Here is a 24,048-nt window from a genome sequence, read left to right as displayed (position 1 = left end):
ATTGTGTGGTGGAAAATATGGAAATATTAACTCATCTAAAAAATATAAAAAGTCAATACTCTAATATCACCGTTGCATTAGGGACTTTTGATGGCGTGCATATTGGCCATCAAAAAGTAATTTCACGTTCTGTAGAGTTGGCCAAACAACTACATGGTACAAGTGTGGTATTTACTTTTAGCAATCATCCTTTGTCTGTAATTGCTCCCCAACGGTGCCCCTTGCAAATAATCACGCAGAATCATAAAGCTGAGTTAATTCAAAACCTAGGTGTAGATGTTTTATTAAATATACCTTTTACAGCAAGTTTTCTACAATTAACAGCTACACAGTTTATTACTCTATTAGTCGAAAATTTAGATCCTAAACATATTTTAATTGGTCCAAACTATTTTTTTGGCTATAAACGTGGTGGAACACCAGAACTTTTGCAGCAGGTAGGATCACAATACGGATTTAAAACAGAGATCAATCCAACAGTTTATGTAGATAATGTTATGGTTAGTAGTACGCTAATTCGTCAAATGATAGCAATGGGTAAGGTTGATCAGGCTGCACATCTTCTAGGTAGGCCAGTAACGGTAAACGGTATTGTCGTCCATGGTGCAAAACGTGGCCGATTATTAGGATATCCAACCATTAATCTGAATGTTGCTCCTGGTTTAATCGTACCTCATAATGGAGTATATGCTGTTCAGCTCACTATAGATAAAATTCAATATAACGGAATTGCAAATGTTGGTACCAATCCTACTTTCAAAGATAAGGATCACCGCATTGAAGTCCATATTCTTGATTTTTCTGGTGATTTATATGGCGAAATAGTTACTATACGATTTCTAAAACATCTCCGTAATGAATTTACCTTTTCTAATGCAGAGGATCTTAAAATGCAGATATCACAAGACATAATTGTTGCTCAAAAGTATTATTCTTAATTTCTCCAAGAAAATACTATCATTTACAATCTTCATTATTTGTGATATAGTATGTTCTGTTGGTGAATGATGACTAATCATTGATTGACAAATAACCATAGCGAGGATGTTCGATTCTCCAACGATTGTCTTGGCTAGTGGGGATAATGTATAAGGAGGTGACCATTTTGTTAACACCAGAATTAAAACAATCTCTAATTGAAAAGTACCGTGTGCATGAGGCTGATACTGGATCACCAGAAGTCCAAATTGCTATTTTAACTGAACGTATTAATTATTTAACGAATCATTTAAAAGAGCACAAAAAAGATCATCATTCAAGACGCGGTCTTTTAAAAATGGTTGGTCAACGCAGAGGTTTATTAAACTATCTACGTAACAACGATTTAGAACGTTATCGTTCTATTCTTGAAAAACTCAACCTAAGAAAGTAAAAAAGACAGACTTGGCACAAGCCAAGTCTTTTCTTTTTATGTTAAAAGTATTTTTTTATAGATTAACTCTAATAATAAAGGAAATACTAAAAAAAATGTCGAAGAGTTAATCTTTGGTAATAAAGTAAGGGTTATAGAGGAGGAAAGCCATATATGTATAAATTTGAAATGCAGTTGGGAGATAGAACCCTGATTATAGAATCAGGTACAATGGCCAAACAAGCCGGTGGATCAGTCTTAGTCAGATACGGAGACACTGCAGTATTGGTCACTGCTACTGCTTCAGCTGAGCCAAGAGAAGGCATTGATTTTTTCCCACTCACAGTAGATTATGAGGAAAAATTATATTCAGTCGGTAAAATTCCAGGAGGCTTTATCAAAAGAGAAGGACGCCCAAGTGAGTCCTCTATTCTTGCTAGCCGTTTAATTGATAGACCAATTCGGCCGTTGTTTGCTAGCGGCTTTCGTAATGATGTACAAGTAGTTGCTACTGTACTCTCAGTGGATCAAGATAATTCACCCGAAATTCCAGCGATGATTGGCGCATCCTGCGCACTATCGATTTCCGATATTCCTTTTAATGGCCCAATTGGTGGTGTACGAATTGGTTTAATTAATAATGAATTTATAACCAATCCTACAGTTGAGCAACAAAAGTTAAGTGAACTTAACTTAGTTGTCGCGGGAACAAAAGATGCTGTCCTTATGGTAGAAGCTGGTGCAAATGAATTATCAGAAGAAATTATTTTGCAAGCAATTAGCTTCGGGCATGATATTATTCGGAGCCTCATTGCCTTACAAGAAAAGATAGTTGCGGAAATAGGCAAACCAAAACGCGAGATAAAGTTATATGAAATACCTGCAGATATTAACAGTGCGGTTCGCGATTATGCCACCGAAAGTTTCATAACAGCAGTTAGAAATTCTGATAAATTAACTCGTGAAGAAAATATGAAACAAGCTAAAAAGCAAGTTGCCGAATACTTTGCTGCCATTTATCCTGAAAATGGTAAAGACGTTCAAAACATGATGCAAAAAATCATAAAAGAAGTCGTTCGTAAAATGATTACAGTTGATAAAATACGCCCTGATGGCCGGGAATTAGAAGAAGTTCGACCAATTAGTTGTGCGATTGGTTTATTTGCACGAACACATGGCTCCGCATTGTTTACTCGTGGACAAACCCAAGCATTAACGATTACAACTCTTGGTGCAATGGGTGACGAACAGATTCTTGACGGCCTAGGTGTTGAAGAATCAAAACGCTATATGCATCATTATAATTTTCCATCCTTTAGCGTTGGCGAAACAAGACCATCTCGTGGGCCAGGGCGTAGAGAAATTGGCCATGGTGCTCTAGCTGAACGCGCATTAGTACCAGTAATTCCTTCAGAAGTTGAATTTCCCTACACAATTCGCTTAGTCTCTGAAATTTTAGAATCAAATGGTTCTAGTTCAATGGCGAGCGTTTGTGGTAGCACCTTATCCCTTCTAGATGCTGGTGTACCTATCAAACGCCCAGTTTCTGGAGTTGCTATGGGTCTAATTATGGATGGAGAGGACTACTCGATACTTACTGATATTCAAGGATTAGAAGATGCTTTAGGTGATATGGACTTTAAAGTTGCTGGAACAACAGCTGGTATTACAGCAATTCAAATGGATATTAAAATTGCTGGTATAACCAAAGAAATTTTATCAAATGCTCTTGCTCAAGCGCATCGTGGCCGTATGCATATAATGAATAAAATCATAGAGGTAATAGAAAAACCGAGAGCTGAGTTATCTCCTTTTGCTCCTCGAATTATCACTATGGAAATTCATCCAGATAAGATACGGGATGTAATTGGGCCTGGTGGTAAAACAATTAAAAAGATTATTGAAGAGACAGGCGTTAAAATTGATATCGAAGATGATGGTAAAGTTTTTATTGCTGCAGTTGATATGGAAGCAGGCCAGAAGGCAGTAAAAATTATTGAGACTTTAGTCAGAGAAGTAGAGGTTGGTAGTAGCTATACTGGTAAAGTCACTCGTTTGATGAACTTTGGTGCTTTTGTTGAAATACTTCCTGGTAAGGAAGGGCTTGTACACATTTCCCAATTAGCTCGTGAACGCGTAGAGAAAGTGGAGGATGTTGTAAAAGTTGGAGATGAAATTTTAGTAAAAGTAACTGAAGTTGATCGTCAAGGTCGTATTAACCTTTCACGCAAAGAACTCTTACCTGTTGAAACTGAGAAAAAAGAACAAATCTAATAAAAGATAAACATAAACCATAAGGTTTATGTTTTTTATTTCATAAAATCATCCTCTAATTAATAGAATAGTAAAAAATTAGAGGTGATTCCTTTGAAATGGTTCTTAGTCGTCCGAGTTCAACGGTGGTATATATTATTTTCTGCTGGTGTATTCTTTGCAATCATTATCTTATCAGGTCTGTTACAACCTATTTTTAATAATGCACAATCTGTTGCAAAACCAGTTCCTATTTTTCATGGCAATGCAGCAGAACCGAAAGTTGCTTTTGCTTGCAATGTTTTTTGGGGTGAAGAATTTTTACCTACCATGTTAAATACTCTTGATGAAAATAATATAAAAATAACGTTTTTCATTGGAGGAAGTTGGGGTAAACGTTTTCCCTCTTTAGTTACTGAATTAGCTAACCATGGGCACGAATTAGGTAATCACACCTACAGTCACCCTCATCCAAATGTTCTCAGTAAAGAAAAAAATAAAGAACAAATTGTTCGTACGGAAGATATAGTTAAGGAACTCACTACAATAAAGACAACATTATACGCGCCACCATATGGTGAATATAATGATACAGTCTTATATGCTGCAAATGAGCTTGGTTACACAACTATTATGTGGAGCATTGATACAATCGACTGGCAACGCCCTCCAACTGAAATTATCATTAGTAGAGTAATGAAGAAATTACACAATGGAGCGATCATTCTGATTCATCCTACCGAAGTAACCGCTAAAGCATTACCAGAACTAATTCAACAAATTAAAAGCAAGGGCTATCAGATATCCACAGTTTCTGATATCATCAAATAACAAAAACAGGCAGATAAATGCCTGTTTTTGTTATTGATAGGACTCTTTATATGTGTTATTATGTTTACATAACTATTTTCGCTTTGTTATTGTAATGCTTTTGGAGGTTGATATATGAAAAATTACAAGAGGCCAACAGCATGGTTTCTTATTATGCTGATAGCCTTATCTTTTGTGCTGCCTGCACCAACCCTTGCATCTGCCTCAAACCTTACTGATAGCTTAAAATCAACAATTGGTAATCAAATTAATAACTCTAGCGAAGCATCTTCTGGAACTAGTTTCATTAATATACTACTTGGCCTTCTTATAGGAAAAGTTCTTGGTAACGTTACTATTCCTCAGGAGCCAAGTAAGATTGACTCTCCTTCCAAAATAACTAATTCTCAAAAGGAGCTTATTGGCTTTTATGCTGAATGGTGGGGAACAGATACCTCTTCTTTTAACTCATTATCAAAAAATACGGATGTAATTAAAACAATTGCTCCTTTTTGGACTACCCTAGAGGAAGATGCTACGGTAACCGATCGAGGTGGTAACGATCATGAATCAGTAGTTAAATTTGCTCATCAAAACAATATATCTGTTTTATTGATGGTCAATAATGCAAAACAAACGAATGATGTATCACCAATTCACAAAATACTGAGTTCACCATCCTTGCGTACAGATGCAATCAATCATCTTGAAGCATATATAAAAAAGTACAAGCTCGATGGTATTAATGTAGATTTTGAAATGGTTGATGCACAAGATAGAGATAATTTGTCATCCTTCATGAAAGAGCTTTCATTACGTCTTAAACCACAAGGTTATATTATTTCTATTGATGTATTTCCGAAACAGGACGAGTCAAATGATGTATCCATTGCATATGACTATGCGCAATTGGCTAAATATGCCGATAAAATTATGATTATGACTTACGATAATCATGGTACTTGGAGTAAAGCTGGCCCAATTGCTGATATAAATTGGGTAGAAAACAACCTTAAATATGCATTAAAATTTATACCTAAAAATAAGGTCTATATTGGTATTGCAGCCTATGGCTATGACTGGTCTAGCAAAGGAGTAGAAAGTTTAGAGTATGGGGCCATCATGAATTTAGTACAACAATTTAATAGTTCTATTGTATTTGATAAAACTTCTAAATCTCCTTATTTTAACTATACCGGTGCTGATGGAATTAGTCATCAGGTATGGTATGAAAACAGTGAGAGCCTTAAATACAAGCTTGATTTAGTGAACCAATATGATATTGCAGGTGCTGCAATGTGGAAGCTTGGTGAAGAGGATCCTAACTCTTGGAAAACTTTAAAAACTGTATTTTCAAGAAAGTAATTTATATTGTTGTGGAGGTATCCAGTGAATAAAAACAAATTTTTATCCTATATTATACTATCTTTACTTGTATTTAATATAATAATTCCTATTCCAATCACCCATGCGGCATCAACTGATAATATACTAAATACACTAGCCGCAACTACGATAGCGGATTCAAATAGTTCAAATACTGGTGGTGGGGGCATATTTGGGCAATTGTTTAACTTAATCTTCAAAAAGATTCTTGGCCCCGTATTTAACATTTTTGATGGTAATAATACTAAATCGCCGACAACAGTGCCGTCGGGTTCAAGTAACGACACAACATTAAAAAATAAAATCATTGTCGTAGATCCTGGACATGGTGGTAGTAATCCTGGAGCAGTAGCCAATAACACGCGAGAGTCTGATAATAATCTGGCAGTAGCATTAAAATTACGTGATAAATTAGTACAAGCTGGTGCTAAAGTAATTATGACTCGAGATAAAGATCGAACCGTTGCCCCTGAAGGAAGTTCTTTAGGGGAAGAGTTGGCAGCTAGAGTTACGATGGCTGAAGATAACCATGCTGATATTTTCATTAGTATACATTCTAATGAAAATCCCGATAGTAATATTAAAGGAGCTATGGCTTTCTATCCTGCAGGAAAATCTTCTACACTAGCATCAGAAATAGAAAAAGCTCTTGTCAAAGAAACTGGTGCAATTGATAAAGGAACCTCCTCAGCTACTTTCCATGTGCTACGCAACACTTCTATGCCAAGTACATTAGTTGAAATGGGTTTTGTTTCAAATCAAGAAGAGGCGGCTCAACTGAATAGTGATTCCTATCGTAGTAAAATTGCACAAGGTATCTTTAATGGTACAGTAGCATTTTTTAAGAATTAATAAATTTGTAGCAAATGCTTACTATGTAAAAAACAGAGATATTATATCTCTGTTTTTTTTATAAATAATACGATAAAATCTTTATTCCCGTTCTTACCTAGTAAACAAGAAGGATTTATCAGATACCAATAGAAATTAGTTTATATGATTAGATATAGAACAAAAGGAGTAGTATATGTATCGTAAATCAACATTGCCAAATAATATTCGTGTTGTCTCTGAAGCCATTCCTTATGTAAAATCAGTTACTTTAGGAATATGGATAGGAACTGGCTCTCGATCTGAGCAACAACATAATCATGGCATTTCTCATTTTATTGAGCACATGATCTTCAAAGGTACTGAAAACCGTTCCGCAAAGGACATTGCTGAAATGGTGGACGAAGTTGGAGGACAAATCAATGCTTTCACCGATAAAGAACATACTTGCTATTATATAAAAGTTCTCGATACTCATCTAGAACTTGCACTGGATGTTCTTAGCGATATGCTTTTATCATCTAAATTTGAGCAGGAAGATATTAACCGTGAAAGAGAAGTAGTTTTAGAAGAAGTCCATATGTATGAAGATACTCCCGATGAGTTAGTACATGATCTTCACCATAATAATATCTGGGCAGGGCATGCCCTTGGGCGTAATATTATCGGCACTGTACCTTCTATTGAAAATTTTAACAAGCCACTTCTTCTTGAATATTACCAAAATTTCTATACCCCTGATAATATTGTTATTGCCGCCGCCGGTAATTTGACCCACGAAAGGCTAGTAGAGTTAACAAACTACTACTTTGGAAAAATGGCAGGCAATAAAAAACAAGGTAACCCAACTGTCCCAGAATTAAAACCCAATCAGACAATACAATCCAAAGCGATCGAGCAAGTACATCTTTGTTTAGGAACTAGCAGTGTATCCCAGTTATCACCAGATATCTATACCTTTCACATAATAAATAATATTTTGGGTGGAGGTATCAGTTCACGATTATTTCAGACGATTCGAGAAGAAAAGGGACTTGCTTACTCCATCTATTCTTACCAGACGAATTATAGCGATGCTGGTCTATTTACCATTTATGCTGGAACACGTCCTAGTAATGCATGCCAGGTAGTAGAATTAGTGAGACAAACTATTTTTGAATTAAAGAATAAAGGCATTACAGCTAGAGAGCTTACCAAAACGAAAGAACAATTAAAAGGTAATTTATTATTAGCACTTGAAAGCTCAAGTAGCCGTATGTCGCGGCTTGGGAAGATGGAACTTACATTAGGAAAGTATATTACTCTGGATGAGGTAGTTACTAACATTGATAAAGTTTCTTTAGAGAAAGTGCACTCTATAACACAACAAATGTTTAATCCAAATACTCTATGTTTTACAGCATTAGGACCGATAAGTGAGGAGATATATGATGAGGTTAAGAGGTTTTGAATTGATTTCTACTTATAAAGATAAAGATATTATTATTCCTACTCGAAAAACACAATATAGCGCAGGCTATGATATAGCCGCCGCCGAAGATATAATAGTACATCCAAACTCCCTTAGTCTAGTACCTACAGGTATTAAAGCTTATATGCAGCCCGATGAATACCTTGGCATACACATTCGTTCTGGTCTATCAATAAAAAACAAATTAAGTTTAATAAATAGCCAAGGGATTATTGATGCTGACTACTACAACAATAGTGAAAATGAAGGACACATTTTTATTGCTATTTATAATCACAATTTACAAGAAATAGTGATTAATAAAGGTGCTCGAATTGCACAAGGAATTTTCTATAAATATTTATTAACCGACATAGATGACCATGATATATTCTCAATCAGAAAAGGCGGCCTAGGCAGTACAGGTAATTAGTGATTTTATAGTAGCTTAGTGGAAGTATACATAACTTTCACTAAGCTATTTTTAACATAATATTGTTTTTTTCATCATATTCTTAAGATAGAAGGTATATGGAGGGTCTATCATGTATTCCTGGTTAATTTTCCTTGTTTTGTTTACTGGGGGCTTACTAGTTTCAGTATTAGAACGCATGAAGTATTACCGCCAAATAAATGCTAGTAATGAAATTAAAATTTCGCCAATATCATTGGCTCTGCAGGAATTAATCGCAGTTTCTGGTGGTATCTATTTATCATTAGTTATGCTTATATCTTTTCTAAAGTTAGATGTACCAGAGAAAGTATTGATTTTTGGTTTCTACATAGATCCAATAGCTTTTCTATCGATTGCTTTATCCATTGTTCAACCGTTCTTTGTGAAATTATTTTATAAGAATAGTAAGGGGTGAAGAAAATGCGCTTGAGTGAGTTATCAGGTAAAGAAGTTATCAATTTAGGTGATGGAGCCCGTCTAGGGATAATTGATGAATGTGAATTAAATTTTGATTATAAATCAGGCAGAATACATACTATCTTGCTACCAAAACGAAATGGACTATTTAACTTTTTCAGCGATAGTAAAACTGCGACAATTCCATGGCAGGCAATAAAGCGTATTGGAGATGAAGTAATTATTGTAGATATAAATAATGCTTATGATCGATATAGCAATTTAAATCGGGAGCGTCAAGAAAATACATATTAATAAGTACTCTGGATAAACTAACATTAAATTGCATGGAATGCATTTAATGTTAGGAGGTTTACACATGGAAAAACAGAATTGCAATCAATTACCAAACCAAGCAAGTTCAGACACAGTGGTAAATAGTTATGCTGCAACAAACACTACTGCTAATACAATGCAACAGGCGCCAGTAGGAAACATGAATACAACCAATATGACAAATACACAAAATTCAAACCAAAAACAAAACCATCAACAGAACAAAAAGCAAAACCAAACCATTATCGGAGTATTTGAATCAAGGGGTAGAGCTGAAAATGCAGTGAATACTTTACGCCAACAAGGCTTTACATCAGAAGAAATTAACATTGTATCAAAAAAACAACAAAATGCTAATACAACACAAGATGAAACTTATGATGATGACATTGTTGATGGAACATTGACTGGTGGTACGTTAGGTGGAATTGGTGGCTTACTCATGGGTGCTGGAGCTTTACTGCTTCCCGGTATCGGGCCTATTCTTGCTGTTGGCCCTATTACGGCTGCAGTAGGCGGAGCAATTGCAGGCGGCATCGCTGGTGGGCTAATTGACTGGGGAATTCCTGCTGAAGCGAGTCAACGATATGAACAAGAGGTTGCTCAGGGTAGCATTCTTGCTATTATTCGCACAGATACAACTAAGGTAACCTCAGCAGCCCAAATACTGCGACAAAATGGCGCTAAAGATGTAGAAAATCACAGTAAATAAATATGACTTACAATATAATGATTGTTAAAACTTTACTTTTTTATTTAAAAGCATTGACACTACTATAATCACTATTATACAATGTATGTAATTAAATACACTTCATCCTACGCAGGATGGAATAGAGGTGCAGACAACAAAAGTACTTTCAAGGAGATTGGTCTCTATGATCTGAAAGAAAAGGGTTGCTTGCCGAAGTGCGGAAGATGCCAAGTCTTCAGTGCTGGTCTTTCATCAAATAGGTGTAAGACTGTCACTAAAAGTAACCTTTTAGTGGAGTGCTATCTTATCTAAGGCGTGGGGAAACGCTTGTTTTCCCATTATCCTTATAACTGTTGAATGTACGATTGACAGCCGATGAGATTATACTCATCGGCTATTATTTTTACCTCAACATTAACATTCATAACAATCAATGAATACATTGCTACTATTAGGAGGTGCGCAATATGATTAGAGTAATAGTGTGTGGAGCTTACGGTAAAATGGGGCGTGAGGTACTAAAAGCCATACATAACGATACGCAATTAAGTATCGTAGGAGCTGTAGATACAAAATCGGATTTTATTGATATTGGTGATTTAATCGGCGTAGAAAAAACAGGTATTATTGTTGGTAATAATCTGCAAACTGTAATTAATGAAACACAGCCACAAGTAATGGTTGACTTTACAAGACCAGAAGTAGTATTAAATAATATTCGTATGGCAATTGCTAATGGTGTTTGCCCTGTTGTCGGAACTACTGGATTATCCGAAGAAAACCTGGAAGAAATTAGTCAATTATGTGAAAAAACCAAAGTGAATGCATTAATTGCCCCTAATTTTGCCATTGGTGCTATTCTAATGATGAAATTGGCACAAGATGCCGCTAAATTTTTTCCACATGTGGAAATCATTGAATTGCATCACGATCAAAAGCTCGATGCACCCTCTGGAACTGCTTTGCAAACAGCAGAATTAATTGCGAAAAAACGTGGTTATTTACAACAAGGACACCCAGACGAAGTCGAGAAGCTACCTGGTGCAAGAGGAGGAGACTTTTCTGGTATTAGAATGCATAGTGTGCGTTTACCTGGATATGTAGCGCATCAAGAAGTTATTTTTGGTGGACTTGGTCAAACACTAACGATTCGTCATGACTCCATATCCCGTGAGTCATTTATGCCAGGAGTTGTATTGGCTTGTAAATATGTACTAACAGCAAATGGTTTGGTTTTGGGACTTGAAGAGATTTTAAAATAAGTTTATTGGCAAGCTTAATAAATAGTATAATCATAAACTTACAGCATAGCATCTTTTGCATTAAATCAGGCATCATAAGCAATAACTATAGTAAATAAAATGAATATAATAAGAATATATAATATTACGAGAAAAAATAATGGGGAGCGATATGTATGAAGAAATATAATGTAGCAATACTTGGAGCTACTGGAGCAGTAGGGCAAGAGTTCCTAGATTTAATTGAAGAACGTAATTTTCCTTTTGATAATCTAAAATTACTTGCATCAAAACGTTCCGCTGGAAAAATCATTCCTTTCATGGGAAAAGATTATATCGTAGAAGAAGCTACTGATGACTCTTTTAAAAATATTGATATTGCCTTATTTGCCGGTGGTTCTGCTAGTACAAAATTTGCCCCTGCCGCAGTAAAATGTGGAGCAGTAGTGATTGATAATTCTAGTGCTTTTCGGATGGATCCTACTGTGCCATTGGTTGTGCCAGAAGTTAATCCAGAAGCTATACAACAGCATAAAGGGATTATTGCAAATCCTAATTGTTCTACCATTATTATGGCCATGGCCCTAAAACCCCTTTATGATCAAGCAAAAATTAAAAGAATTGTCGTTTCCACTTATCAAGCAGTATCTGGAGCAGGTAAAGAAGCAATTGATGAGTTGTCAAATCAAGTGCAAGCTGTTGTTGAAAATCGCCCTGTAGAAGCTAATATTCTTCCTAGTGCTAGCTTACCTAAGCATTATCAAATTGCTTTTAATATCATTCCACATATTGATGTATTTGTAGAAGATAATTATACAAAAGAAGAAATGAAGATGGTTCATGAAACGCATAAAATATTTAATGATTATAAGATAGGTATTACAGCAACTACTGTAAGGGTGCCTATTTATCGTAGCCATTCAGAGTCAATTAACGTTGAGTTTGAAGAAACAATCTCAGTCGATCAGGCTAAAGAACTCTTAGCAAATTTCCCAGGAGTTATTTTGCAAGATAATCCGGCAGACATGGTATACCCAATGCCTTTATTTACTTCCAATCAAAATGAAGTTTTTGTAGGTCGAATTAGAAAAGATAATTCCGTTCCACATGGTCTAAATCTTTGGGTTGTTGGTGATCAAATACGTAAAGGTGCTGCTTTAAATGCGTTACAGATCGCCGAGTATATGATTGAACATAACTTACTTTGAGGTGAAATAATGGGGATAATAGTTCAAAAATTTGGCGGTACCTCTGTTGCAACTCCTGAGTGTAGAGAGTTAGTAGTTGCAAAAATTAAAACTGCCCACGATAAAGGTTTTAATCCTGTAGTAGTCGTTTCGGCTATGGGAAGAAAAGGAGAGAGTTACGCTACTGATACACTGATTGACCTGGCACGCACTGCATATAAAGATATTGCAAGCCGTGAACTCGATCAAATTTTATATTGTGGCGAGATGATTTCTGCTGTTATTATGACTGGAACATTACAAGCTGCAGGACTTGATGCGATTATGCTTACAGGTGGGCAAGCCGGCATTATAACCGATAATAATTTTACCAATGCTAGAATTTTAAAAGTAGATCCATCCCGAATACTAAGTTTATTACGAATGGGTAAAATTCCTGTTGTATGTGGCTTCCAAGGTGCAACAATTGATTATGAATTTACTACTTTGGGCAGAGGGGGGAGTGACACTACAGCAGCTGCTTTAGGATCAGCTCTCGATGCAGAAATGATAGAAATTTATACTGATGTAGATGGTATCATGACAGCAGATCCTCGAATTGTCAGCACTGCAAAAATACTCGACTGCATTTCCTATGGAGAGGTTTGCCAGCTAGCACATCAAGGAGCTAAAGTCATTCATCCGAGGGCTGTAGAAATTGCAATGCAAAAAAATATTCCCTTACTTGTAAAATCAACCTTTTCAGATGAACCTGGTACACTGATAACTAATATAGTGCCAGAAGATACCACTGAGTCAAATGTCAATGACCGTGTTGCTACGGGTGTCACTTATCTTGCTAATATCGCTCAAATTAAGGTTAATTTACATGATTCTTTGAATAACATTGCAAGTTTTAATATATTTAAATCTATGGCAAACAATGGGATCAGTGTTGATTTGATTAACGTTCATCCTGGTCAAATTATGTTTACGGTAGCAGAAGAACTTGCTGATAAGGCCGCTGCTCAACTTCGCGAATTTGGTTGTGATGTGCAAACAACCCTTGACTGTGCTAAAGTTTCCGTCGTCGGTGGCGGAATAAATGGTGTTCCAGGTGTTATGGCCAGTTTTATAGAAGCATTATCTATTAATAATATTCCAATATTACAGACCGTTGATTCACATACATCAATTTCAGTTTTAATAAAAAAATCTTTTGTACACTTGGCCGTTACAGCCTTACATGAGAAGTTTAATTTATCATGTTAATAAGGAGAAGAAAAACAGATGAATACTTTTGGGCGGATTTTAACAGCTATGGTAACCCCATTTCATGATGATTTCAGTGTTAATTATGATGCAGCAGCAAATCTTGCAAAATATTTAATTGCTAATGGTTCAGATGGTTTAGTAGTAGCAGGTAGCACTGGTGAATCAGCAACCCTAAGTAATGAAGAAAAGCTAAAGTTATTTGCTACTGTACTTGAAGCAGTTGGCGATAAAGCTACAGTTATTGCGGGTACTGGATCTAATGATACCATGGCTTCAATAAAACTAACACAGGCTGCAGAAAAACTTGGTGTACACGGTGCCATGCTAGTAGGCCCATACTACAATAAACCTCCACAAGAGGGCTTTTATCAACATTTTAAAGCAATTGCTGATACTACCAATTTACCATTGATTATTTATAATGTTCCTGGTCGTACTAGCTCTAATATATTGCCTGGAACAATTGCTAGATTATCGGAACTTAAAAATATTGTTGCTGTAAAAGAAGCAAGCGGAAATCTTGAACAAGTGGCTGAAATCGTTCGAACTACGCCTAATGATTTTATGGTTTATAGTGGTGATGATAGCCTTACCTTACCGATATTGGCGGTTGGTGGGGTAGGTATTATTAGTGTAGCTGCTCATATCGTAGGTAATCGTATGCAAGATATGATTTCAGCATTTAAAAATAACGACCTAACTAAAGCACAAGCTATACAATCAGAACTCTTACCCTTCTTTCGAATGATGTTTATTACGACAAATCCAATACCGGTTAAAACAGCAGTAAATTTAATTGGACAAAAGGCTGGTTGTTTCAGATTACCTCTAATTCCACCTACCCCAACTGAACTGGATCAGATAAAAAATTGTCTAATTAAAATGAATTTGATATGAGTCTAAAAACCTCATCCTAGTTTAAAGGGTGAGGTTTTTTATCAATGCTACATATAATAGTGCAATTACAGCTTCCTATGTTGCAAATGCACTTAAAAATAAGCTATAATTACAATAAGTGATGAACGACCGGATTTTAGCTCAATTTATCGAGGGGCGATATTTATAAATAATGGTTTGTTTTTCTTGCTTTACGAAAATATCTGGAGGTGCGATTCTTTTTGGTAAAAACACAACAAAAACTTCAAATTATTCCCCTAGGTGGTTTAGGGGAAATTGGTAAGAATATGACAGTTGTCCGCTATGGAGATGACATTATCGTTATTGATTCTGGCCTTATGTTTCCTGAAGATGATATGCTCGGTATTGACTTAGTAATTCCTGACATATCTTATTTATTGGAAAATCGTGATCTGGTGCGGGCAATTTTACTTACACATGGCCATGAGGATCATATTGGTGCGTTACCTTATGTACTTAAACAACTCAATGTTCCAGTGTACGGTACAAAATTGACCTTAGGAATTTTAGAAGGAAGATTAAAAGAGAATAATGTACCAACGACTAATTTGCTACCTGTTAAAGCTGGTGATCAAATTGAAGTAGGCCCTTTTAAAGTCGGTTTTATTAGGGTTAGTCATAGTATTGCCGATGCGGTAGCCCTTTCTCTTAAAACACCAATTGGTACTATCGTACATACTGGCGACTTTAAATTCGATCAAACACCTGTAGATGGGAAAGTAACAGATTTCCATAAACTTGCAGAGTTGGGTGATCAAGGTGTGTTAGTAATGCTCGCTGATAGTACAAATGCAGAGCATCCAGGCTATACAATGAGTGAAAAATCGGTAGGTGTAACATTTGATGAAATGTTTCATAATGCTAGGGGACGAATCATTGTAGCAAGCTTCTCTTCCAATGTGCACCGTGTGCAACAAGCAATCGATACCGCCTGTAAATACAAACGTAAAGTTGCAGTTCTCGGACGTAGTATGATTAATGTAGTCAATATCTCTTCTGATTTAGGTTATCTTACAGTCCCTGAGGGCGTTTTAATTGATATTGATGAAATTAATAACTATCCGCCTTCTGGTGTTGTCATTATAACTACGGGCAGCCAAGGTGAACCTATGTCCGCATTAACTAGAATGGCTATGTCTGATCATCGTAAAGTAGATATTACTCCTAGTGACACAATTATTATTTCTGCGACACCTATCCCGGGAAATGAAAAGCTAGTATCGCGTACTATTGATTATTTATTACGCCAAGGTGCAGAAGTACTTTACGAAAAAACATCAGGTATCCATGTTTCAGGACACGCCAGCCAAGAAGAACTCAAAATGATGCACAATTTGGTTCGTCCTAAGTTTTTTATCCCAGTACATGGCGAGTATCGCCATTTGGTTAAACATTCCAAATTAGCGCAGGAACTCGGCATGCCAAAAGATCATATTTTTATTGCCGAAAATGGACAGGTCTTAGAATTTACACCTGATAAGGGCAGTATTACAGGAAAAGTTGCCTCTGGTATTGTCTTAATTGATGGTTTAGGAGTCGGTGATGTTGGTAATATTGTACTTCGGGATCGCCGCCAACTTTCGCAAGAAGGTATCTTAATTGTAGTTATTACCATGGACAAGCAAAATGGATGTGTTGTAGCTGGACCAGATATTGTATCTCGTGGTTTTGTATATGTTAGAGAATCAGAGCAATTAATGGATGAAGCAAAAAATAAAGTAAGGCAAACTTTAGATAAATGCGAAACCAATAATATTACTGAATGGGCCACAATTAAATCAAGCGTGCGCGATACTTTAGGAAAATACTTATATGAAAAGACACGTCGTCGCCCTATGATTTTACCAATTATTATGGAAGTATAATAGTTGATCTGTGAGATAGAAAAAAACTTGGCATAAGCCAAGTTTTTTTCTATCTCACAGTATGAAACTCTATACTTGGCTAATACTACATAAAGGATTTAAACTAAGATACTGGAGGTAGTATGATGCTAGAGAATGATAATCCGGTTATAGAGCCGCCTGGAACCAACCCAGAACAACCTAGAATACCGCAAGAATATCCCAAAAAAAATATAACAGCTAGAAAGGTTGATACCGTAGATAACATCCAAGAGTTAGGTGCTACGACAATTCCTACGGCTAAAACCAATATACATGTAATGACAATTATTGGTCAAGTTGAAGGTCATATGATTTTACCGCCCCAAAATAAAACAACCAAGTACGAACATATAATGCCACAATTAGTAGCAATTGAACAAAATCCTGAAATTGAAGGCCTATTGTTGCTGTTAAATACAGTTGGTGGTGATGTGGAGGCAGGCTTGGCTATCGCAGAAATGATTTCTAGTATGTCTAAGCCATCCGTTTCTATAGTGCTTGGCGGAGGGCATAGTATTGGAGTTCCCATAGCCGTATCAGCAACATATTCTTTTATCGTCGAAAGTGCAACAATGACAATTCACCCAATACGGCTTACAGGTTTAGTCATTGGTGCACCTAGCTCTTTTGACTACTTGGAAAAAATGCAAGACAGAGTCAATAAATTCGTAGTAGATCATTCTAGCATTTCCGAAAGGAAATGGAAAGATTTACTCTTTAGGACTGGAGAGTTATCTCGAGACATCGGTACTTCCGTTATCGGTAAGGATGCTATCTCCTATGGAATAATTAACGAAATAGGCGGCTTATCGCAGGCACAGGCAAAGTTAAATGAGTTAATTAGAATACAAAAAGAATCTAAGGGGTTGAAACAATGACCTTATGGAGTATAATACCAGAAGAGATTGTTTTAGATAATGTAAGTACTCCAACAGTCTATGAAGAAATTGAATGCAATAATATGAAAATGTTAGTTGAAAAAATTAGCCCAACTCAATGCAAAGTTAGTCGATTATTAACAACTAATCCCCAAGATTACTTACGCCCGGAAATCCAGCCAGGAAGTATATTAACATATAGGCTAGTTTTAGAATAACGCCCTATTCATTACTTAACTATATACAAAGACCGTCAAAATATCTCCTACAACTTGACGGTCTTTTTTTAGTCTTTTCTCTTTTCGATGTAATATAGAGTATTCTTTCATCACTTTCGACTATTTCCAACGAAGAATGTTGAAAAATATTGCGGTTAATATCTTTTAATGTAAAATTGATGTTTTTTTGGTAAATGGTTGTAGATAATTAAAAAGATACTTTGAAAAAATTCTCTATAAATGTTAGAATGTAACTATTGTTAGTATGAGATAGTTTTTCAGAAAAAAATAACTATTTTATTATGCGTGTTTATCAATTAGATATTTATAGAATAGTATAAAGTATTTAGAAACTTAGGGAGGTAACTTTCGTGCAAACAGTTGGCAAAATACTGCGTAGTGAACGAGAAAAAAAAGGGCTGTCGGTTAAAGAAATTGAATTTGCTACCAGTATAAGAACTTTATATATAACAGCAATTGAAGAAGATAATTATAGTGTTATTCCTGGTGAGGTTTATGTAAAAGGATTTATTCGCAATTATTCTAATTATTTAGGTTTAGATAGTCAAGAAATAATGGATTTGTATCGCAAAGATCAAAATCCTAATACTCTGGCAGACGAAAATTTATCCCCTGAAAGCAAAGCCTCCGCTGATAAGCCAGGTAAGACCAATAATTTTCAAATAAAATGGATAACAATCAGTTTGTTTGCCTTGTGTGCCATCGGTGGCGCATGGTGGTTTTTAGGTAGTTCGAAATCGATACAAGAACCTAATGTAGAAAAGCAAGCACAATCCACTCCAACCATCCCAAACCAAGTAACTAAAGAACAATCTGTAGCTCCACCAATAGCACCAGTTCAAAAAAAGCCCGTAATACTTACAGCAAAGTACACTGATCAATGCTGGACTTTAATAACTGCTGACAATAAAATAATTTATGAAGGCACTCCTCAAGCTGGTGAAACCCTAACATGGGAAGCAGAACAAAATATTACGCTAAAAGTTGGGAATGCTGGTGGAATTGATATAGTATATAATGGACAACCTATGGGGAAATTAGGAGTTAAAGGTGAAGTCCTTGTCAAAACGTATATGGCAAATAGATAAACTCATTATTATACATAAGATCAAATTCTTTGCTGAATAGTATTGGATTTGATGCTTGAGAGCTACCTATTTTACTTCTCAAGCAATGACTAAGGCTTTTGCCTACGTCTAAGAACTTGGCAAAAAGCCAAGTCTTTTCTTATTTTACTATTCATTAGTAAAATAACTTTTAAAATACAAAAACATGTAGCAATTGTATCCATTTTTAAATAATTGACCAAGATGGATATATTGTTTTAGGAGAAGTAAAATTATGAAAAACGATTTTTTACCAATTTGTAAAGAAGATATGGTCAAACGTGACTGGGATCGATTGGATTTCTTATTTATTAGCGGCGATGCGTATGTAGATCATCCTAGCTTCGGACCTGCTATTCTTTGTCGGCTACTAGAGAAATACGGATATCGTGTAGGCATTATCTCTCAACCGGACTGGCGCTCAACGTTAGACTTTAAGAAGATGGGGAAGCCTCGTTTAGGTGTATTAGTTTCGGCGGGAAACCTTGACTCTATGTTAAATAAATTTACTGCTGCAAAAAAATATCGGAGTACTGATAATTATTCCCCTGGCGGAAAGGCGGGTTGTCGCCCCGATCGGGCTACTATCGTTTACTGTAATCGGATTCGTGAGGTGTGGAAAGATATCCCAATTATTATTGGTGGAATTGAAGCAAGTCTTAGACGCTTCGCTCATTATGATTATTGGTCTAATTCGGTACGCCGTTCAATTTTAATTGATAGCCGGGCTGATATTTTGGTATATGGCATGGGTGAAAAACAAATAAAAGAAATTGCCGATCAGTTACAACAAGGTATAGATATAGCAGATATTCGAAGCGTGCAAGGCACTTGCTACAAATCTAATACTACCGAACATTTATGGGATTATATTGAAACGCCTAGTTACGATGCTGTGAATACAGATAAAGAAGCTTTTAACCAAGCGTTTAAAGTTCAGTACCAAGAACAAGACGCTATTCGTGGTAAAACAATTGTTCAAAACCATGGTGAATATTTTGTAATACAAAATGCACCAGCTTTGCCTTTATCGACTGTAGAAATGGATGAAATCTATGATCTCCCTTATCAACGAACTTATCATCCTATCTATGAAAAAGCTGGAGGTGTTCCAGCAATTCAAGAAGTGCAATTTAGTTTAGTTAGCCACCGTGGTTGTTTCGGCGGATGTTCTTTTTGTGCTATTGTTTCACATCAAGGACGTATTATCCAAAGTCGCAGTCAAGAATCAATTATAAATGAAGCTAAAAAAATTATCGCAATGCCCGGCTTTAAAGGATATATTCACGATGTTGGTGGCCCTACCGCCAATTTTCGCATACAATCATGCCAAAACCAATCTGAGAGAGGCACTTGTAAAGCTCGTCAATGTTTAGCCCCAAATCCATGTAAGGAACTGGAAACAAACCATACAGATTATCTAACATTATTACGTACGTTGCGTGCCTTGCCAGGTGTAAAAAAAGTTTTCATTCGTTCAGGATTACGCTACGATTATTTAATGGCGGATCCAAATAATGAGGAATTCTTACGTGAATTATGTGAGCATCATATTAGTGGACAACTCAAAGTTGCACCAGAACATATTTCGCAAAAAGTGACTAACTTAATGGGCAAGTCTAGTAAAGGCGTGTATTTAAAGTTTATGAAAGCTTATAAGCGTGTCAATGAGTTAATCGGCAAAGAACAATATCTTGTTCCTTATTTTATGTCAAGCCATCCCGGATCTGGTCTTAAGGAAGCTATTGAATTAGCTGAATTTATCCGAGATTTGAATTATAGGCCAGAACAGGTACAAGATTTTATTCCCACTCCAGGGAGCTTATCTACTTGCATCTACTATACAGGTATCAATCCTCTTACTAATGAGAGGGTCTATGTTGCTAAAGACATTCATGAAAAGAAAATGCAGCGGGCATTGATGCAATATCGTGATCCAAAAAACTATATGTTAGTATATGAGGCACTTACAAAAGCCAACCGTCAAGATCTTATTGGTCACGGACCTAAGTGCTTAATTCGTCCTCCGCATAATTCAAATTACAAATCACACACATCAGCAAGTAGTAAAGTAGTAAAGGATATAGGACGCAGTAAACAGTCAAAAACAACCACATCACGTAAAAAAAATATAAAGAAACACACTAAAAGTCGCTAATTAGGTAGTGCAAATAGTTACTTATTTCTCGCAGATAATTAAGGTAATATTATCCCAATATTCTTATTCTACTATTTTAGGTACATGCCTCACATAACTCCATAATTTTCAGACCATACTAACAAAAAAGCTAGTAGGAGGAGAGTATTAATGAATATTGCCGAGCCTCATTTGCAAGCCGCATTATTATGTGAAGGTATGACTACCGATGAAAATGGACGACACACGATCTACAATGAATTTAGTCAATATACTATGGGATATTCTCAGCCCTTCACAATTCTTACAATTTGGCGGGGTGCAAATGATAATTCACATAAAAGTTATAAAGAAAAAATTGAAATACTCGCACCAGATGGAAGAGTTGTAGCGAGTGGGGAAAATGGCCCCTTTTCCTTAGAAAATAATACGTATCGACAAATTAATAATATTCTCTTAGAAGATATTGACTTTACTCATGAAGGCGTTTATGAATTACAAGTAAGTTTACTTGATTCTCAAGATTCCATAATTACTCACCACTCTGAACCTATAACAGTAATATAATATCATAATCATTTTAAGCCCAACGCTAAAAAATCCATTAAGATGTTGTATCTATATTTATCTGCAGGAAGGCTTTAAATGATTAATTCCTCTGAGCCCTCAGAGCCTACATTCACTACTACGACTGAACGTATACTACAATTCCATATAAAAAGGAGGGCTTAGTACAATCTAAGCCCTTTCTAGTACTTTAGAGAAAATTGACTTGCATAGCGGACCAATAAGAGGTATAGTATTATTGGTCTAATTTGTACTGGAGGTAGCATATGCGTCGTTATCTGCCAATTCTATTAATCGCTTTCTTTGTACTCGTCATCGTAATTGCCGGCAGTACTTCCTTGCAGGGCTATGCCGATAAACAAAATCCTGAAAAAAGCATGAAAAGTATTAATGTTTATACAACGTTACCTATTGAGCAGCTTTCACTCTTAGCGCAAGAGTACGAAAAATCTAAGAACGTGCGTATTAATCTTATACCGCTTTCCGAGCAGGATTTGTTAACAAGGATTCAAGTAGAAAAAGCTGCACCTCATGCTGACGTTATTATTGCTAACCGTGCATTATTAGAACAAGCACAAAAAATTAATACAATAGCGCCATACACTTCCGAACAAATAGATATAATACCTGATCGATTTAAAGATGCAAACAATTATTGGACAGGTCTTTGGTATGACCCTATCGTATTTGCTGTTAATCAGGACTACTTAAAGAGTCTTCCTAAATTACCGACCAAATGGAATGACCTTACTTTAGACAATAAATGCCGCATAGGTATCACGGATTTTTTAGCAGCAGAGGCTTCCGCAAATTTATTTTATACACTATTATCTGCAAATGGTGAAACACAAACATTCGCCTATTTAAAAAAATTACATCCTCAGATTGTACAGTATGCTAAATTTCTAACTACCCCTATACGAATGGCTGGGATGGGAGAGGTCGACATAGCTATTGCCACGCAAAACGAAACAATACATTATATGAATGATAAATTTCCTATTGCATTGTTATATCCTGAAGATGGAACTTCTTTTATTTTAACGGGTGCAGCTTTAATTGCTGGCACGCACAATGAATCGGAGTCGAAGGAATTTATTGATTGGTTACTACAAGATATTGCCCAAAGTACTTTGTACACCAATAATTTTTATTATGTTCCTACAAATCCAGAAACGCTTATCTATAAATACTATGATACTAAAAATATTAAACTTTGGGACAAGAAAGAAAATTTTTCATTTGAGCAGAAAAGCCAATTACTTGATAAATGGATAAAAACAGTACGGCTAGCTTCAAAGTAAAAATATTATCTATACTAGGAGGAACACTTAATGTTAAAAGCCGGGTTTATAAGCCTGGGTTGCGCTAAAAATCTTGTAGACACAGAAGTCATGTTAGGACTATTAGCCACCAATCAAATTAAACTAACCGATAACCCCCAAGAAGCGGATATTCTCATTATTAATACATGTAGTTTTATAGAGTCAGCCAAAGAAGAATCGATAACGACAATTCTTCAAATGGCTGAATATAAAAAGCAAGGCAATTGTAAATGCCTAATTGTAGCTGGTTGTCTTGGGCAGCGATACCAGCAAGACTTATTGGATGAATTGCCAGAAGTTGATGCCATTGTTGGTACAGGGGATTGGCATCGCATAATGGAAGCAATTAATAGCACGATGAATGATAAGAAACGTGTATTATTAGTTGGAGAAACCAATACTATCTATGATGAAACTATGCCACGCATTAACACTACACCTTTTTATAGTGCTTATGTTAAAGTTGCCGAAGGATGTAGTAACTGTTGCTCTTACTGTGTAATTCCAAAAGTAAGAGGTTCTTTCCGTAGTCGAAAGATGGAATCGATCGTTGCAGAAGTTAAAAATCTTGTTGCGAATGGTGTGAAAGAAGTTAACTTAATTGCACAAGACACTACTAGTTATGGCCGTGATTTATATGGTGCGGCTAAATTAACAGATCTTTTAAAAGAACTGGTTAAAATTGATGGGCTTATGTGGATTCGCTTGCTTTATTGTTATCCAAAGCATTTTTCTGATGAACTTATTGAACTTATTGCTACAGAATCTAAAATTTGCAAATACATCGATTTACCTTTACAACACGCAAATGATATTATCTTGAAATCAATGCTTCGACAAGATAGTCGGAAAGATATTGAAAATCTATTAAATACTTTACGCTCCAAAATTCCTGGTATTACAGTTCGAACATCTTTTATTGTTGGTTTCCCTGGAGAAACAGAGGCTCACTTTGAAGATCTTCGACAATTTGTAATGGATCAGAAATTTGATAGGGTTGGAGTATTTACCTATTCACAAGAGGAAGATACAATAGCTGCTAATCTTCCAAATCAGGTATCCGATGAGGTTAAACAAGAACGCTATCATAACCTCATGACATTACAGTGCCAAATATCTGAACAACTTAATCAAGAGCTTGAAGGAACAGTCTTAGATGTTTTAATTGAGCAAGTCAACACTGAGCCAGAGATTGTTGTTTCTGGGCGTTCATACCGTGAAGCACCAGATGTCGACGGACAGATATACGTTGAAAAAGCAACTAATTGTAGACCTGGAGATGTTATAAAAGTAAAAATCGTCCAAGGATTTACATATGATGTAGTTGCTGAAAAATTATAGAGCTATTT

General features: G+C 35.9%; 23 protein-coding genes and 1 riboswitch. All 23 genes read left to right on the top strand.

From position 1 onward, the window contains the following. Positions 1-17 precede the first annotated feature (17 nt). The 23 genes from UFO1_RS11035 to rimO all read left to right on the top strand — a co-directional run bounded on the left by UFO1_RS11035 (position 18) and on the right by rimO (position 24,040). A complete protein-coding gene (locus UFO1_RS11035) occupies positions 18-938 on the top strand; it encodes a bifunctional riboflavin kinase/FAD synthetase (protein WP_038670774.1) in 921 nt (306 codons plus the stop codon). 167 nt (positions 939-1,105) lie between these two features. Next, positions 1,106-1,372 carry a 30S ribosomal protein S15 gene (gene rpsO / locus UFO1_RS11030; RefSeq protein WP_084159813.1) on the top strand — a complete coding sequence of 89 codons (267 nt, stop codon included), beginning with the start codon at positions 1,106-1,108 and terminating at the stop codon, positions 1,370-1,372. Between the two features lie 153 nt (positions 1,373-1,525). Next, positions 1,526-3,625 carry a polyribonucleotide nucleotidyltransferase gene (locus UFO1_RS11025; protein WP_038670773.1) on the top strand — a complete coding sequence of 700 codons (2,100 nt, stop codon included), beginning with the start codon at positions 1,526-1,528 and terminating at the stop codon, positions 3,623-3,625. Positions 3,626-3,718: 93 nt separating this feature from the next. Then, positions 3,719-4,435 carry a polysaccharide deacetylase family protein gene (locus tag UFO1_RS11020; protein ID WP_038670771.1) on the top strand — a complete coding sequence of 239 codons (717 nt, stop codon included), beginning with the start codon at positions 3,719-3,721 and terminating at the stop codon, positions 4,433-4,435. 114 nt (positions 4,436-4,549) lie between these two features. After that, the gene (locus UFO1_RS11015; RefSeq protein ID WP_038670769.1) at positions 4,550-5,779 is read left to right on the top strand and encodes a glycosyl hydrolase family 18 protein; all 1,230 of its coding nucleotides are present in this window, start codon (positions 4,550-4,552) and stop codon (positions 5,777-5,779) included. A 24-nt stretch (positions 5,780-5,803) separates the two neighbouring features. After that, positions 5,804-6,652, top strand: coding sequence for an N-acetylmuramoyl-L-alanine amidase (locus UFO1_RS11010; RefSeq protein ID WP_038670768.1), 849 nt, complete (start codon positions 5,804-5,806; stop codon positions 6,650-6,652). A 175-nt stretch (positions 6,653-6,827) separates the two neighbouring features. Beyond that, the gene (locus UFO1_RS11005; RefSeq protein ID WP_038670765.1) at positions 6,828-8,081 is read left to right on the top strand and encodes a pitrilysin family protein; all 1,254 of its coding nucleotides are present in this window, start codon (positions 6,828-6,830) and stop codon (positions 8,079-8,081) included. Continuing rightward, complete coding sequence (locus tag UFO1_RS11000) at positions 8,062-8,514, top strand: deoxyuridine 5'-triphosphate nucleotidohydrolase (protein WP_038670763.1); 453 nt, start codon at positions 8,062-8,064, stop codon at positions 8,512-8,514. Before UFO1_RS11005 ends, UFO1_RS11000 begins: the two co-directional genes overlap by 20 nt. Positions 8,515-8,626: 112 nt before the next feature. Next, on the top strand, positions 8,627-8,950 hold the full coding sequence (locus UFO1_RS10995) for a hypothetical protein (protein WP_038670761.1): 324 nt from the start codon (positions 8,627-8,629) through the stop codon (positions 8,948-8,950). 5 nt (positions 8,951-8,955) lie between these two features. After that, a complete protein-coding gene (locus UFO1_RS10990) occupies positions 8,956-9,246 on the top strand; it encodes a YlmC/YmxH family sporulation protein (RefSeq protein WP_038670759.1) in 291 nt (96 codons plus the stop codon). A gap of 64 nt (positions 9,247-9,310) precedes the next feature. Then, a complete protein-coding gene (locus tag UFO1_RS10985; RefSeq protein WP_038670757.1) occupies positions 9,311-9,979 on the top strand; it encodes a general stress protein in 669 nt (222 codons plus the stop codon). 114 nt (positions 9,980-10,093) lie between these two features. Beyond that, positions 10,094-10,271: riboswitch (Lysine riboswitch) on the top strand. A gap of 157 nt (positions 10,272-10,428) precedes the next feature. Continuing rightward, complete coding sequence (gene dapB / locus UFO1_RS10980; RefSeq protein ID WP_038670755.1) at positions 10,429-11,223, top strand: 4-hydroxy-tetrahydrodipicolinate reductase; 795 nt, start codon at positions 10,429-10,431, stop codon at positions 11,221-11,223. 155 nt (positions 11,224-11,378) lie between these two features. Next, a complete protein-coding gene (locus UFO1_RS10975) occupies positions 11,379-12,410 on the top strand; it encodes an aspartate-semialdehyde dehydrogenase (RefSeq protein ID WP_038670753.1) in 1,032 nt (343 codons plus the stop codon). Between the two features lie 9 nt (positions 12,411-12,419). Then, a complete protein-coding gene (gene dapG / locus UFO1_RS10970) occupies positions 12,420-13,640 on the top strand; it encodes an aspartate kinase (RefSeq protein ID WP_038670751.1) in 1,221 nt (406 codons plus the stop codon). An 18-nt stretch (positions 13,641-13,658) separates the two neighbouring features. Then, entirely contained in the window at positions 13,659-14,540 is an 882-nt protein-coding gene (dapA, locus tag UFO1_RS10965) for a 4-hydroxy-tetrahydrodipicolinate synthase (protein ID WP_038670749.1), read from the top strand. A 221-nt stretch (positions 14,541-14,761) separates the two neighbouring features. Next, positions 14,762-16,426 carry a ribonuclease J gene (locus UFO1_RS10960; protein ID WP_038670747.1) on the top strand — a complete coding sequence of 555 codons (1,665 nt, stop codon included), beginning with the start codon at positions 14,762-14,764 and terminating at the stop codon, positions 16,424-16,426. Positions 16,427-16,551: 125 nt separating this feature from the next. Next, positions 16,552-17,325 carry a ClpP family protease gene (locus tag UFO1_RS10955; protein WP_038670744.1) on the top strand — a complete coding sequence of 258 codons (774 nt, stop codon included), beginning with the start codon at positions 16,552-16,554 and terminating at the stop codon, positions 17,323-17,325. Then, positions 17,322-17,543 (top strand): YlzJ-like family protein, encoded by a 222-nt coding sequence (locus tag UFO1_RS10950; protein ID WP_038670742.1) that lies wholly within the window; start codon positions 17,322-17,324, stop codon positions 17,541-17,543. The genes UFO1_RS10955 and UFO1_RS10950 overlap by 4 nt, the downstream gene beginning before the upstream one ends. A gap of 371 nt (positions 17,544-17,914) precedes the next feature. Then, complete coding sequence (locus UFO1_RS10945) at positions 17,915-18,652, top strand: RodZ domain-containing protein (RefSeq protein WP_038670740.1); 738 nt, start codon at positions 17,915-17,917, stop codon at positions 18,650-18,652. Between the two features lie 253 nt (positions 18,653-18,905). Then, entirely contained in the window at positions 18,906-20,828 is a 1,923-nt protein-coding gene (locus UFO1_RS10940) for a YgiQ family radical SAM protein (RefSeq protein WP_038670738.1), read from the top strand. A gap of 150 nt (positions 20,829-20,978) precedes the next feature. Next, positions 20,979-21,374: a hypothetical protein gene (locus UFO1_RS10935; RefSeq protein WP_038670736.1), complete on the top strand. Its 396-nt coding sequence runs from the start codon at positions 20,979-20,981 to the stop codon at positions 21,372-21,374. 266 nt (positions 21,375-21,640) lie between these two features. Continuing rightward, positions 21,641-22,678 carry an extracellular solute-binding protein gene (locus UFO1_RS10930; RefSeq protein ID WP_038670734.1) on the top strand — a complete coding sequence of 346 codons (1,038 nt, stop codon included), beginning with the start codon at positions 21,641-21,643 and terminating at the stop codon, positions 22,676-22,678. Between the two features lie 30 nt (positions 22,679-22,708). Continuing rightward, positions 22,709-24,040 (top strand): 30S ribosomal protein S12 methylthiotransferase RimO, encoded by a 1,332-nt coding sequence (rimO, locus tag UFO1_RS10925; RefSeq protein WP_038670732.1) that lies wholly within the window; start codon positions 22,709-22,711, stop codon positions 24,038-24,040. Positions 24,041-24,048 lie beyond the last annotated feature (8 nt).

Source organism: Pelosinus sp. UFO1, from assembly GCF_000725345.1.
Classification (GTDB): domain Bacteria; phylum Bacillota; class Negativicutes; order DSM-13327; family DSM-13327; genus Pelosinus.
This window is presented reverse-complemented; position numbering and strand designations above follow the sequence as displayed.

Bases quoted from the DNA above. Each gene is read 5' to 3' on its own strand.
- UFO1_RS10990 (WP_038670759.1), top strand. From the start codon at position 8,956: ATGCGCTTGAGTGAGTTATCAGGTAAAGAAGTTATCAATTTAGGTGAT.
- UFO1_RS10975 (WP_038670753.1), top strand. From the start codon at position 11,379: ATGAAGAAATATAATGTAGCAATACTTGGAGCTACTGGAGCAGTAGGG.
- UFO1_RS10955 (WP_038670744.1), top strand. From the start codon at position 16,552: ATGCTAGAGAATGATAATCCGGTTATAGAGCCGCCTGGAACCAACCCA.
- dapG (WP_038670751.1), top strand. From the start codon at position 12,420: ATGGGGATAATAGTTCAAAAATTTGGCGGTACCTCTGTTGCAACTCCT.
- UFO1_RS11000 (WP_038670763.1), top strand. From the start codon at position 8,062: ATGAGGTTAAGAGGTTTTGAATTGATTTCTACTTATAAAGATAAAGAT.
- UFO1_RS10950 (WP_038670742.1), top strand. From the start codon at position 17,322: ATGACCTTATGGAGTATAATACCAGAAGAGATTGTTTTAGATAATGTA.
- UFO1_RS11035 (WP_038670774.1), top strand. From the start codon at position 18: ATGGAAATATTAACTCATCTAAAAAATATAAAAAGTCAATACTCTAAT.
- UFO1_RS11015 (WP_038670769.1), top strand. From the start codon at position 4,550: ATGAAAAATTACAAGAGGCCAACAGCATGGTTTCTTATTATGCTGATA.
- UFO1_RS10930 (WP_038670734.1), top strand. From the start codon at position 21,641: ATGCGTCGTTATCTGCCAATTCTATTAATCGCTTTCTTTGTACTCGTC.
- dapA (WP_038670749.1), top strand. From the start codon at position 13,659: ATGAATACTTTTGGGCGGATTTTAACAGCTATGGTAACCCCATTTCAT.
- rimO (WP_038670732.1), top strand. From the start codon at position 22,709: ATGTTAAAAGCCGGGTTTATAAGCCTGGGTTGCGCTAAAAATCTTGTA.
- UFO1_RS10995 (WP_038670761.1), top strand. From the start codon at position 8,627: ATGTATTCCTGGTTAATTTTCCTTGTTTTGTTTACTGGGGGCTTACTA.
- UFO1_RS10940 (WP_038670738.1), top strand. From the start codon at position 18,906: ATGAAAAACGATTTTTTACCAATTTGTAAAGAAGATATGGTCAAACGT.
- UFO1_RS11005 (WP_038670765.1), top strand. From the start codon at position 6,828: ATGTATCGTAAATCAACATTGCCAAATAATATTCGTGTTGTCTCTGAA.
- dapB (WP_038670755.1), top strand. From the start codon at position 10,429: ATGATTAGAGTAATAGTGTGTGGAGCTTACGGTAAAATGGGGCGTGAG.
- UFO1_RS11025 (WP_038670773.1), top strand. From the start codon at position 1,526: ATGTATAAATTTGAAATGCAGTTGGGAGATAGAACCCTGATTATAGAA.
- UFO1_RS10985 (WP_038670757.1), top strand. From the start codon at position 9,311: ATGGAAAAACAGAATTGCAATCAATTACCAAACCAAGCAAGTTCAGAC.
- UFO1_RS10935 (WP_038670736.1), top strand. From the start codon at position 20,979: ATGAATATTGCCGAGCCTCATTTGCAAGCCGCATTATTATGTGAAGGT.